The sequence below is a fragment of the uncultured Marivita sp. genome (assembly GCF_947488135.1).
Classification (GTDB): domain Bacteria; phylum Pseudomonadota; class Alphaproteobacteria; order Rhodobacterales; family Rhodobacteraceae; genus Marivita.
The window spans coordinates 406780-419690 of record NZ_CANKYW010000002.1; the positions used below are offsets into that span (position 1 = coordinate 406780).

10 protein-coding genes are annotated in these 12911 nt (G+C 60.1%); 5 read left to right on the forward strand and 5 right to left on the reverse strand.

Annotated features, from left to right (window positions below):
• Nucleotides 1-31 precede the first annotated feature (31 nt).
• Entirely contained in the window at nt 32-1027 is a 996-nt protein-coding gene (locus Q1B16_RS09135; protein ID WP_299786871.1) for a glycosyltransferase family 2 protein, read from the forward strand.
• 11 nt (nt 1028-1038) lie between these two features.
• On the opposite strand, the gene Q1B16_RS09140 is transcribed toward Q1B16_RS09135, so the two are convergent.
• Complete coding sequence (locus Q1B16_RS09140; RefSeq protein ID WP_299786874.1) at nt 1039-2691, reverse strand: glycosyltransferase; 1653 nt, start codon at nt 2689-2691, stop codon at nt 1039-1041.
• Nucleotides 2692-2972: 281 nt separating this feature from the next.
• Between Q1B16_RS09140 and Q1B16_RS09145 the strand changes: the two genes are divergently transcribed.
• Nucleotides 2973-5189 carry a glycosyltransferase family 2 protein gene (locus Q1B16_RS09145; protein ID WP_299786877.1) on the forward strand — a complete coding sequence of 739 codons (2217 nt, stop codon included), beginning with the start codon at nt 2973-2975 and terminating at the stop codon, nt 5187-5189.
• 117 nt (nt 5190-5306) lie between these two features.
• Here Q1B16_RS09145 and Q1B16_RS09150 read toward each other — a convergent pair whose 3' ends face one another.
• From Q1B16_RS09150 to Q1B16_RS09165, 4 genes are all read right to left on the reverse strand, one after another.
• On the reverse strand, nt 5307-5513 hold the full coding sequence (locus Q1B16_RS09150) for a hypothetical protein (RefSeq protein WP_299786880.1): 207 nt from the start codon (nt 5511-5513) through the stop codon (nt 5307-5309).
• Between the two features lie 44 nt (nt 5514-5557).
• Complete coding sequence (locus Q1B16_RS09155) at nt 5558-5764, reverse strand: hypothetical protein (protein ID WP_299786883.1); 207 nt, start codon at nt 5762-5764, stop codon at nt 5558-5560.
• A gap of 502 nt (nt 5765-6266) precedes the next feature.
• Entirely contained in the window at nt 6267-8474 is a 2208-nt protein-coding gene (locus Q1B16_RS09160; protein WP_299786886.1) for an NADP-dependent isocitrate dehydrogenase, read from the reverse strand.
• A 93-nt stretch (nt 8475-8567) separates the two neighbouring features.
• Complete coding sequence (locus Q1B16_RS09165) at nt 8568-9302, reverse strand: metallophosphoesterase (protein ID WP_299786889.1); 735 nt, start codon at nt 9300-9302, stop codon at nt 8568-8570.
• Between the two features lie 413 nt (nt 9303-9715).
• On the opposite strand from Q1B16_RS09165, the gene Q1B16_RS09170 reads away from it, so the two are divergent.
• The 3 genes from Q1B16_RS09170 (at nt 9716) to bhcB (ending at nt 12893) form a co-directional block, all read left to right on the forward strand.
• Entirely contained in the window at nt 9716-10543 is an 828-nt protein-coding gene (locus Q1B16_RS09170; RefSeq protein WP_299786892.1) for a bifunctional allantoicase/(S)-ureidoglycine aminohydrolase, read from the forward strand.
• Between the two features lie 188 nt (nt 10544-10731).
• Complete coding sequence (bhcA, locus tag Q1B16_RS09175; protein WP_299786895.1) at nt 10732-11925, forward strand: L-aspartate--glyoxylate aminotransferase BhcA; 1194 nt, start codon at nt 10732-10734, stop codon at nt 11923-11925.
• Entirely contained in the window at nt 11922-12893 is a 972-nt protein-coding gene (gene bhcB, locus Q1B16_RS09180; RefSeq protein WP_299786898.1) for a beta-hydroxyaspartate dehydratase BhcB, read from the forward strand. Before bhcA ends, bhcB begins: the two co-directional genes overlap by 4 nt.
• The last annotated feature ends 18 nt before the right edge of the window (nt 12894-12911 follow it).

Below are 12911 nucleotides of genomic sequence, written 5' to 3' on the forward strand. Positions count from 1 at the left end.
GCTATTTTGACCAAAGCGGAAAGAGCGGTCGATGAATGAACCGCCGGGCGAGGTAGCGATGAGCAGCGAGACCTACACAGTCGTCTCAACCATGAAGAACGAAGGCCCCTATATCATTGATTGGGTGGCCCACTACAAAACGCTTGGCTTCGATCACATCGTGGTTTGCACCAACGATTGTACCGACACCACGGTTGATATCCTGTTGCGTCTGCAAGAGCTGGGGCTTGTCATCCAGCACAACACCATCGTGCGCAAGGCCGGTATCCACCGCTCTGCGCTGCGACAGGCGAGCCGCAGATATGACGTCGTGATGGACGCCAAATGGGTCTTCGTGTGCGATGTGGATGAATACCTGAACGTACACATGGGCGACGGATCCGTGCAGGCCCTGGTCGAGGGGTCCGGTGCCGATGCCGACGTCATCTCGGTCCCGTGGCGCATCTTCGGCCCGGACGGGATCGAGACCTTCGCGGACAAACCCGTGACGCAGCAGTTCCGGATGGGCGAGTATGAATGGGACGCGGACAAGCGTCCCGAGACCGGAAAGTTCGTGAAGTCTCTTTACACGAACCAGCACAAATTCCAGAGAATGGGACTGCACGCTCCGGTCTCGCTGGAAGAGCACATACCCGACACGCGCCGCGTTCTTCCCGGCGGTGCCGAGTACATTATCAACGGTGAGCGGACCGACACCCCGCCGCTGTTCACCCATGCGCAGGTCAATCACTACGCCTTACGCTCGATGGACAGCTTCCTCGTCAAACGCGCGCGCGGTAGGGCGAACCATTCGCATCATGTGCTCGGGATGGAGTACTGGGAGCGGTTCAATCTGAACGACGAAAAGGACACCTCCATCGACCGGTACAAGACGAAGGCGGGCAAACTGGCGAAAGAGCTGAAGGCGGATCCCGTTCTGAAAGACCTACACGCCCGTGCCGTCGACTGGCACAAACGCAAGGCGGCGTCCCTGCGGATGGATCCCGATATGGATGAGTTGGTGAACGGGCTCAAAGCCAAGCTCTGAGCCCGATTGGGTCACTCGGCCGCAACGGCAAGTCCCGGCTCAAGCTGTGCTACGGTATCAAGGATAACCTCGGCACGCGCGTCAAAGGAATGCATCGCCGACAGTTTCCTGGCCAGGGCGTCGCGTGCCTTGCGCTTGGTCGCCGTTTCGGACCGAGCCTTTTTCAGCGCCGCTTCAAAGCTTTTCTGATCGTGGAACGTATACACGAATTCGGCAATATCGTCGGGCAGCCAGCCCACGTCTTCGGACACAGGAATGGCACCACAGGCCAAGGCATCGAACACCCGGTTCGACAGCAGGCCGCGCGTCGTCATCACCGATGTGTGGTCATTGAGCACGATTTCGGCCGATTGATAGATCGCGGGAACATCGGCATTGGCCGCGCCATCCGCCACGACGAAGCGATCATACGGTCCATCGCGCCAGCCCGGCCCCCAGATCTTGACGTCTTCGCCCGCGGCAGCGGCGTATTGGACCGCCTTGCGATCCTGCCCGGCGCGCGACCGACCGACAAACACGATGTCCTTGCGGGTCTTTGATGTGCCCGGTGTCATCACGGTCGCATCGAAGGCTTGCGGCAGAAGCGTGGAAATGCCCTTGCCGCGCCCCTTGATCTCTTCCTGCATCAGCACGGGCGACGCCCAGAATACATGATCGGCCTGATCGTAGTTCATGTCGCGCATACTTTTGGAGATGGACCAGAACAGGCAATAGCGGCCCGGAATGCGCGACACCTGTGCGCGTCCCCGCAGCACGAGGTCGATGCCACCCGGTGTCGTGATCTGGTTCCAGTTCTCTTGCGAAGCGATGGACACGCAATGACCCATCCTGCTGAAGGCGCGGGCAAGACCGCGTGCGAAATGGTAGTCGCCCCAGCTCATCATCTTGGCTTGCGACGGGGCCGCGATCTTGATGCAGATATCGGGATTTTTGTCCCACCCTTTGCCAAGCTCCAGCGGGAATTCCGACATCCAGCGGCACGATTGCGCCGACAGGATCTCGAACGAGGAAAAATACCGTTCGACGCCATAGTCGCCAAGGTTGATGTCCAGGAATTCCTCGAGGATCGCATCGTAGTTCTTTTCCAGAACGCGGCTGGCCGGGTTCAGGCCGGTCACGATGACCAGACCGGTCGGGGCGGCATCGACGATTTCCAGCGTCAGATCGGGGCGGTATTTTTGAAGGATGGGGACGAGTTTCCAGACATCACCCGTCCACGACGATGTTTCGGCCTGGCCGCGTTGGCGGGCCGTCATGGCAACATTCCAAGGAAGGCAGTCGTGAAGCAGGATCAGCCCGTCTTTCGAGGCATGTTTTTCCGTACCGATGAAATCGCGCAGCAGGTATTCGAACAGATGCATCCCATCGAGGAAGGCAAGGTCGATCTTGGCGCCAAGCTGCTTCAGCCTGCCTGCTTCGAAGAACGCATCGCTGGTTTCCTGAAAGGAATACAGCGCGGGCTTTTGGCCGACCACGTCCTGACGCAGGCGGAAGACCGGATCAACCGCAATGCTCTTGGCCGTACTGAAAGCAAGGCTGGCGCCGGTCTGCGTGCCGATCTCAAGATACCAGTCCGGTTTGACTGTCTGATGAAGCCTGTCGAAAAAGGCCAGGTAGTTCAGTCCATTTGCGCAAACGCATCCGTCTTGGGCCATTCGTTTCATACTCTGCACCTCAATATTTGGCGTCTTTTCGCGCCTGATTTCTCTTGAGCTTAAACGATAAAGTATCACTTGGGCAGGAAAATTCGCGTCGATTTGTAACAACGCTTCATCCCCCTGTGGCGCATTTGCCAATTCTGCCGAAACTGGATTTTGATGCCCAAACCCTGTAAACACCCCGAAAAACCGCATCGTGAACGACAAGAGCAATCGACAACGCGGATGATCCGCAACGGTGCAGAAAATGGGCAGACCGGTTGATGGTACGGGTGATTGAACGACGGATGGCCGGTCAAATCTTGGGGCCTGTCACGGTTCTGGATGCGGTCCGTTTTGAGAGCGATGGCGTGGGGCACGTCAAGGTCTTCCTGGCTGCGGGGTCCTCTCCCGGCTGCATTTCCCACGGTCCCGGTATGGCGCTTGTCGACACGCTAAGCGTGGGGGGGGCGCCATGCCTGGCATACACGCTTGAGGCAGGGACAGCGCCTTCGTTCCAGGTCAACGGTACGGACCTGCCGCTGGATGTGGCGGAGTCCGAACAGGCCCTGTTCGAGGGCCGCAATGTCATCGCCGCCGTGCGGAACGGCGAAAGCCCGCAGATCGTTGCGCAATGGCTGGATCACCATGTCCGGACGCAGGGGCTTGAGGCTGCACTCATTGTCGACCGCGCGCGGCCGGGGGCCGACCCGGACGTCGCGGACGCATTGCGAGACCTGATCGCCGAACTCGACTGCACCGTCCTGATCCTGAGCAGCGCGGTCCCGCTGGGGCGACATGATGCGCCCGCCGAAGCGCATCCGTTCTGTGTCCCCGAGGCCCCTGGCAAGGATCGCATGAAAATCCCCAAACCCACGCCGTGGAGTTCTCCGCTTGGCGCGATGTCCCTCTACGAGATCCTGCGGTTGCGGTTCCTCGGTCAGGCGCGCGCGGTCGCCAATATCGAGGTGCATGACCTCATACCGCCTGAGGCGCCCAATATCTTCGATGCCGCAGTCGAAGCAGATGGTGGCGTTATTGCGCTGTTCGGACGGCATTGTTACCCGTGGAGGGTCCGCAAAGGACACCCGGCGCAATTTGCCGATCATATCTGCGTTCAGTTCGACTCGAAGAGCGGCCGCCAACGCTGGTGCATCGCCCCGGCCAAGGCGCCCGAAGCGGCGGTTTGGCGGATGATCCGGATCGGCAACGCGGTGCCCGACAGGTCCCGCACACAGCTTTTCTACCGCCACATGGCGCTGCGTCATCCTACGCCGTCGATCTCGAAGATCGTGCCCAAGACGTCGCTGATCGAACACCCGCCCCTGCTTGAGATCGCGGAGGCCTATTGGGGGTATAAACCGGTCCGCATGCCGGAGCTGGACCCCGACCCGGTGCCCAAGGGCAAGGGGCGGCGCGCGATCGTCACGACGATGAAGAACGAAGGGCCGTTCATTCTCGAATGGCTGGCCTATCATCGCGCCATCGGGTTTGACGACATCATCGTCTACACCAACGATTGCACCGACGGCACCGATACGATGCTGCAAATGCTCGAGCGCAAGGGCTACGTGCAGCATCGCGAAAACCCGTTCCGGGAAAGCGGTCTGAAGCCGCAACACGCGGCCCTTCAGGCGTCGGAGGACGAACCGGTCATCAAGAATGCCAAATGGGTGACCTGCATCGACGTGGATGAATTCGTGAACATCAAGGTTGGCGACGGCACTCTGGATGCGCTGTTCGATGCGGTGCCCGACGCCAACATGATCGCGATGACCTGGCGGTTGTTCGGCAACGGGGATGTACACGAATACGTGGATCGCCCGATTACAGAGCAATTCCTGCGATGCGCGCCGGAATTTGCCCGAAAGCCGCACCAGGCGTGGGGCTTCAAAACGCTGTTCCAGAATATCGGCCTGTTCAAGAAGCTTGGGGTCCACCGGCCGAAGGGCCTCAATCCGCAGCTTTGGGAGGAGATCAACTGGGTCAACGGATCGGGCCAGCCTCTACCGCGCGAGATGTTTCGCAACGGCTGGCGGTCGACCACCGAAACCTACGGCTATGATCTGGTGCAGCTAAACCATTACGCCGTGCGCTCGGCCGAGAGCTTTCTGGTCAAGCGCGACCGGGGACGGGTGAACCATGTCGATCGGGATCAGGGTCTCGCCTACTGGTTCAGGATGAACAACAATTTCGAAGAGGATCTGTCGATCCAGAAACGCCTTCCCATGATGAAGGATGAATTGGCACGCCTGCTTGCCGATCCCGAGATAAAGACGGCGCATGACAATGCGGTCAAGGCGCATCGCGACAAGATCGACGCGCTGCGGGCCACAGAAAACTATGCGAATTTCTACGGCGATCTCACCGGGCCGCGATTGGAAAAGCTGTCACGCCTGCACGGGCATTTCGGCTCAAATGTCTTCTTGTCCGGACCGGAAGTGGTCCCTGACGAGATCCTGTCCAAAGACCCTGATGACGACTGGTTCTTCACGGTCGAATTGACCGGCGAAACGGCTCACTGAGCCCTCTGGAACGTGAAGGCCGCCCGGTTGGGGCGGCCTGATCATCGTCCGCGACGCACCTTGGTCAGATCGCGCGTCGCGGGATGGGGTGTGCGGCCGTCAGGGGCCGGAGGGCGATCACTTCACCAAGGCTTGGATCGTGGCGCGCTTTTCGCCTTCGCTGTCACCGGAGTGGATGATCGACAGGATGGTGTTCACCTCGGCGTCCGACAGGGTCGAGATGTCGGCGTTCGGCGCGTATTGCTGGATGGCGGAGGCGTCGACCATCGCGGATGCGGAGAAGGCGGTGAGGGTCAGAGCAGCTGCTGTGAGAAGCGTTTTCATTGTCTTAATCCTTTCGTGGTTGGGTTGGGGTCGAAGGGTCTGGCTTAGTTGACCAGGGCTTGGATCGTGGCGCGCTTTTCGCCTTCGCTGTCACCGGAGTGGATGATCGACAGGATGGTGTTCACTTCGGCGTCCGACAGGGTCGAGACGTCGGCGTTCGGCGCGTATTGCTGAATGGCGGAGGTATCGACCATCGCGGATGCGGAGAAGGCGGTGAGGGCAAGTGCGGCTGCTGTAATGAGAGTTTTCATGGGTCTGGTCCTTTTCTTTCTGTGTGTCCGCACCCTGTGGCGCGGTTCGGTTGATGTCTGTCGTCGGGTTGTCTGTCCGACACCCATGAAGTTAGGGTCGGTCGGGCGGTCGGAGAATTCACAGCTGGTGCACAGCGGCTCTCGCAAAAGTGGACTTGACGCGAGGGCCGCGCGATCACCCCCTGCGCGATGCTGCACAGGGTTGGTGCGGGTCAGGTTTTGCTGGGCATTTCGTGGCCCGGTCGGCGCCCCAATTGACACCGGCGCGTGACGGCGATCACGGGTGGAGCCATGTCATAGGACATATCAATAAAATGTGACGGTCTGGAAAAGCGGCTTTGTTTCACCCCGAACACCGCGCCGCGAGGGTCGCGAAGCTGGGCGTGAGGGATGTGTCAGGTAATCGGCGCGATCGAACGCCGCTTTCGGTTGACGGAGCTGCCCGCCAAAGAAAAAAAGGCCGGGCAAATCTGCCCGGCCCCCTTCGCAAATCGCGATCGCCTTAGCCGATGATTGCGTTCAGCGTCGCTGAGGGTCGCATCACCGTTGCGGTTTTCTTGGGGTCGGTGTGGTAATACCCACCCAGATCCACCGACTTTCCTTGCGCCTCAACGAGTTCGGACAGGATCGCCTCTTCCTTGTCGGCCAGCTCCTGTGCAATCGGCGCGAAATGCGCGGCAAGGTCGCAGTCTTCGCTTTGCGCGGCAAGCGCCTCGGCCCAGTAGCGCGCGAACCAGTAGTGGCTGTCGCGGTTATCCGGCTCGCCCACCTTGCGCGAGGGCGACCGATTGTTGTCGAGGATGCCTTGCGTCGCGGTATCCACCGCCTTGCCCAAAACACGCGCCTTTTCGTTGCCGCGCGCATCCGCAAGGAACTGAAGGCTCTCACCCAGCGCGCAGAATTCGCCAAGGCTGTCCCAGCGCAGGTGGTTCTGTTCCATCAACTGCTGGACGTGCTTCGGCGCCGAACCGCCCGCACCGGTCTCGAACAGACCGCCGCCATTCATCAGTTTGACGATGGACAGCATCTTGGCCGATGTCGCCAATTCGAGGATCGGGAACAGGTCGGTCAGGTAATCGCGCAACACGTTGCCCGTCACCGCGATGGACGTCTTGCCGTCGCGGATCGTCTCAAAGCTGGCGCGGGTCGCCTCGCGGGGGGCCATGATCTTGAACTTGTCGGCCACACCTTTGGTGTCGAGGATTGGCTTCACGTATTTGATCAGCTCCGCGTCATGCGCCCGCGTTTCATCAAGCCAGAAGATCGCTTCGCAGCCCTCGGCCTTCTGGCGGTCGATGGCCAGTTGCACCCAGTCCTGGATCGGCGCCTTGCGGGTCGAGGCAGAGCGCCAGATGTCACCGGCTTCGACGCTGTGCTCATGCAGAACCGTACCATCCGATAGGACCATTCGTACGGTTCCGTTGTGCGGGATCTCGAATGTGGTCGGGTGGGATCCGTATTCCTCGGCCTTCTGCGCCATCAGGCCGATATTCTGCACCGTGCCCGCCGTTGCCGGATCAAGCTTTCCGGTCTCTTTGAAATACTTGATCGTCTCGTCATAGACCGGCGCGTAGGAATTGTCCGGGATCACGCAATTCGCGTCGTGTTCCTTGCCATCCGGGCCCCAGCCCTTGCCGCCCGCGCGGATCAAGGCCGGCATGGAGGCGTCGATGATCACGTCCGAGGGGACGTGCAGGTTGGTCAGGCCCTTGTCTGAATCCACCATGTACAAGGGCGCGCGGTCGGCGATCACCTTCTCGATGTCGGCTTTCACTTCGGGCATGTCTTCGACCCGTGCCATCAGATCGCCAAGGCCCGAGTTGGGGTTGACGCCAGCCGCTTTCAACTGCTCGCCGTGTTTGTCGAAAACCGGTTTGAGGAAGGCCTTGACCGCGTGGCCGAAGATGATCGGGTCCGAAACCTTCATCATCGTCGCCTTGAGGTGGAGCGAGAACAGCGTCCCCTCTTCCTTGGTCTTGGCAATCTCATCGGTCAGAAAGGCATCAAGCGCCTTGGCCGACATGAAGGTCGCATCGACCACCGTGCCCGCCGGGTAGCTCAGCCCGTCTTTCAAAACGGTTTCCGACCCGTCTTCGCCGATCAGAACGATCTTGGCCGTGGCCTCATCCGCGAGCGTTTTGGATTTCTCGTTCGACCTGAAATCACCGCCCGACATCGAGGACACGCGCGTCTTGCTGTCGGCAGACCAGTCGCCCATCCGGTGCGGGTTGTTCTGGGCGTAAGCTTTCACGGCCTTGGCCGCGCGGCGGTCCGAGTTGCCTTCGCGCAGAACCGGGTTCACGGCTGACCCCTTGATCGTGTCGTACTTCGCACGGATAGCCTTGTCCGCATCGGTCTCCGGCGCTTCCGGGTAATCGGGAAGCGCGTAGCCCTGGCCCTGCAATTCCTTGATCGCCGCAACGAGCTGCGGAACCGACGCCGAGATGTTGGGCAGTTTGATGACGTTTGCTTCGGGCTTTTTCACCAGTTCGCCCAAGGCGGCGAGGTCATCGGACTGGCGCTGGTCTTCGGTCAAGACCTCGGGGAAGGTCGCGATGATGCGTCCGGCAAGGGAGATGTCCCGTGTGCCGACGCTAACGCCAGCGGCTTTCGCGAATTTCTGGATGATCGGCAAAAAGGATGCCGATGCCAGCTCGGGCGCTTCGTCAACCTTGGTGTAGATGATGTCGGGAGTGGTAGTGTCTGCCATGGGTTTCGCCTTTCAAAGATTTGCCTTTGCCATAGGGCAAAGAAGGCGAGTCGTAAACAGCATACAGCGGTATACATTGCCGCAAGCGGCGTATCAGGTCGAAATGAATTCCACCCCATCCCGCGTCAGAACCGCGGCGGTCAGTTGTCCGGTGGCATAGGCGCCGGTGTCGATGGAAATTCGGCCATCGCGCAGTTTCGGACCGTCGACAACCGTGTGCCCATGCACGATCCAGAACCCGTCGCTGCGCGGGGTTTTACGGAAATCGGGATGGCCCCAGATGAACGTCTCGGGATCGTGCTGTTCCAGAGGCGTGTTCGGGTCCGCACCGGCGTGGACGACGGCGACGTTGCCCGACCATGCGATACAATCGAGACCGACCAGCCAGTTCACCATCTCCTCGCCCATCGCTCCGTAAAGCGCGTCGCGCGCGTGGGTCAGGGTCTCTGCGTCAGAGGTTTCCGTCACACCAGAAACCCCGAAGCTTGCGAGGGTCTGCACCCCTCCGTTTCGCAGCCACCGTGGACCGTCCGTTTCGGGGGATCCCACGAAATCGAGCATGAGTTGCTCGTGATTGCCCATCAACGCCGTGATACGTTCGTGCGCCATCACGTAGCCAAGAACCTCTTTGCTCTGCGCGCCCCGGTCGATCAGGTCGCCGGCGCAGATGATGCTGACCCGTTGTGGAAGCGCGTCCACCAATGTGCTGAGCAGATCGAACCGCCCATGCACGTCGCCGATGACACAGAACGGAGCTTCCGGTCGGACCGGATCGAACGCCACCTTGGGTTTGGCCATCTTGAATCTGTTGAGAAGCGTGGAAAACATTATTTGCTCTTTCTGCGCGCAGAGCGCCTGCTGTTTCTTGAGCGAACCTTTACAGGAATATGGGGCCTCTATTGCCGATGGTAAGGCCGTCTGCGGTTTCTCGCAGTGGTCGCCGCAGCGCGATCGTGCACCGCGCTGGTTTCAGGGTTTCGACGGCGCAGGCGGGATGATGTGATGAAACGAGTTCTTGTCACCGGAACAGCCGGGTTCATCGGCAATTATCTTGCACGGCTCCTGCCCGATGCGTTCGTCGCGTGGTATCGGGAGTATTACCGCGTCTGAGGATTGATCGTCATTTCTTGGAAATGGCGGGGGATTTTCAAGGAAATCGGAAAAGTCCTGATTGACGAAAGGCATGGTCGCTTGACCCGCGCGGAGCAATACTTCTCCCGTACTCAGAAAGGCTATCGCGCATGACAACGTCCTATTTTGCCCCCGAGGGTGGCCACCCCGGCCAAGATCAGCTTCTGACGGATCGGGCGATGTTCACCGAGGCCTATGCGGTGATCCCGAAAGGCACGATGCGGGATATCACGACAAGCTTTCTGCCCTTTTGGGACGAGACCCGCCTCTGGGTGATCGCGCGGCCGCTCAGCGGCTTTGCCGAGACTTTTTCTCACTACATCATGGAGGTCGGTGCTGGCGGGGGATCCGGTCGCGCTGAAACGGACCCGGAGGCCGAAGGCGTGCTGTTCGTGGTCGAAGGCACGATGTGCCTGACCGTCGGCGGCGAGACACACGAAATGCGCGCAGGCGGCTATGCGTATCTGCCGCCGCGATCCGGCTGGACCCTGCGCAACACCGGGTCCGAACCGGTGCGCTTTCACTGGCTGCGCAAGGCGTACCAGGCGGTAGACGGTCTGGATCATCCCGATGTGATCGTGACCAACGAAGCCGACGTCGCCCCGACGCCGATGCCGGGCACCGACGGAAAATGGGCGACGACGCGCTTTGTCGATCCCTCCGATCTGCGCCACGACATGCACGTAACCATCGTGACCTTCGAGCCGGGCGCGGTGATCCCATTCCTGGAAACGCACGTGATGGAACACGGTCTCTACGTGCTTGAAGGGAAGGCGGTCTATCGGCTTAACCAGGATTGGGTCGAGGTCGAGGCCGGAGACTACATGTGGCTGCGCGCGTTCTGCCCACAGGCGTGTTATGCGGGTGGACCGGGCAAGTTTCGCTACCTTCTCTACAAGGATGTGAACCGCCACATGCCATTGAAACTCGGTCGATGAGAATCGCGGTTTTGGGTTCGATTCAGGTCTTGTGAAACACTTTCAAAAAACGCTTTCATCTTGTGAAAAATACAAGTCACTGAAATTAAATGGATTAGTGGTATTCTCGTTTTTGAAAAATAATTTCGAAAAAATTGCGGAGACGGGAGGTCGTGGCGTAGATTGCCTGCAATTGGAGGAGAGACGCCATGAGTTTCCAAAACCCCGTTTTCATCCCCGGGCCAACCAACATCCCGGAATCGCTGCGCAAAGCCTGTGATATGCCGACAATCGACCACAGGTCGCCGTTGTTCGGTCAGATCCTGCACCCGGCCCGCAAGGCAGTTCAGCAGATTTTGAAAAGCACCAGTGCCGAAGTGTTCATCTTCCCGGCCTCCGGGACGGGTGGTTGGGAAACCGCGCTCACCAACACGTTGAGCCCCGGCGACACGGTGCTCGTCGCGCGCAACGGGATGTTCTCCCATCGCTGGATCGACATGTGCGAACGCTTTGGCCTCGATGTAATCATCGTGGATGTGGCCTGGGGCAAGGGTATCCCAGCCGACCGGTTCGAAGAGATCCTGACCAAGGACAGCGCGCACCGGATCAAGGCGGTTCTGGCGACACATAACGAAACAGCCACCGGCGTTAAGTCCGATATCGGAGCCGTGCGCCGCGCGATGGACGCGGCACAGCACCCGGCGCTTTTGTTCGTGGACGGCGTGTCGTCGATCGCGTCGATGGATTTCCGGTTCGATGACTGGGGCGTGGATGTTGCCGTGACCGGCTCGCAGAAGGGCTTCATGCTGCCCGCCGGTCTGGCCATCGTCGGCTTCAGCCAGAAGGCGATGACGGCGACTGAAACCGCTGGATTGCACCGCACGTTCTTTGACGTGCACGACATGATGAAGGGCTACGCGAAAAACGCCTATCCCTACACGCCCGCGGTCGGCCTGATGAACGGTCTGAACGAGGCATGCCGCATGTTGCAGGCCGAAGGGCTTGAGAATGTCTTTGCGCGTCACACCCGGATAGCCGGTGGCGTGCGCGCTGCGGTGGATGCCTGGGGGCTTGATCTCTGCGCCGAAACGCCGGACCTCTATTCCGACACGGTCAGCGCCATCCGGACGCCCGAGGGATTCAATGCGACGGATATCGTGACCCATGCCGCCAGCACCTATGGCGTCGCATTCGGTGTCGGTCTGGGCGATGTGGCCGGTAAGGTGTTCCGCATCGGGCATCTTGGCAGTCTGACGGATGTCATGGCCCTGTCCGGGATCGCGACCGCCGAGATGTGCATGGTCGACCTTGGGCTCGATATCAAACTGGGTTCGGGTGTCGCAGCGGCGCAAGAGCACTATCGTCATGGATCGAAGATGGCAGTGAAGGTGGCAGCGGAATGAAAGACATGGGCATGATCATCCCGACATATGAAGACATGCTGGCGGCGCATGAGCGGATCAAACCGCACATCAACCGCACGCCGGTCCTCCAGTCGGCGTATCTGAACGACCTGACCGGGGCAGAGCTGTTCTTCAAATGCGAGAACTTCCAGGAGCCGGGTGCCTTCAAGGTACGCGGCGGGTCGAACGCGGTCTTCGGACTCAGCGACGCGGATGCCGAGCGCGGTGTCTGCACTCACTCGTCGGGCAATCACGCTTTGTGTCTGTCCTACGCCGCAGGCCGCCGTGGTATCCCGTGCAACGTGGTCATGCCGCGCACCGCGCCGCAGGCCAAGAAAGACGCGGTCCGTCGTTACGGTGGCACGATCACCGAGTGCGAACCATCGACCTCATCGCGCGAGGCGGTGTTTGCCGAAGTGCAGGCCAAGACAGGTGGCGAATTCGTGCATCCCTATAACGATCCGCGCGTAATTGCGGGGCAAGGCACCTGTTCCAAGGAGTTCATGGAGCAGACCGACGGGCTCGACATGATGGTGGCCCCTATCGGCGGTGGCGGCATGATCTCGGGCACCTGCCTCACGCTGTCGACGCTGGCACCAGAGGTCAAGATCATCGCGGCGGAACCTGAACAGGCCGACGACGCCTATCGCAGCTTCAAGGCGGGACATATCATTGCCGACGACGCGCCCGAAACGATTGCCGATGGTCTCAAGGTGCCGCTCAAGGATCTGACGTGGCATTTCGTGTCGAACCACGTGTCCGACATCATGACCGCGTCCGAGCAGGAGATCATCGACGCAATGAAGATCACCTGGAAGTACCTGCGCATTGTGATGGAGCCGTCCTGCGCGGTGCCGCTCGCGGTGATCCTCAAGAACAAGGAACGGTTCGCGGGCAAGCGAGTCGGCGTGATCGTGACGGGTGGCAATGTGGATTTGGATAAACTGCCGTGGATGATTGGTGCGTGAGATCACGCACCCTACGGG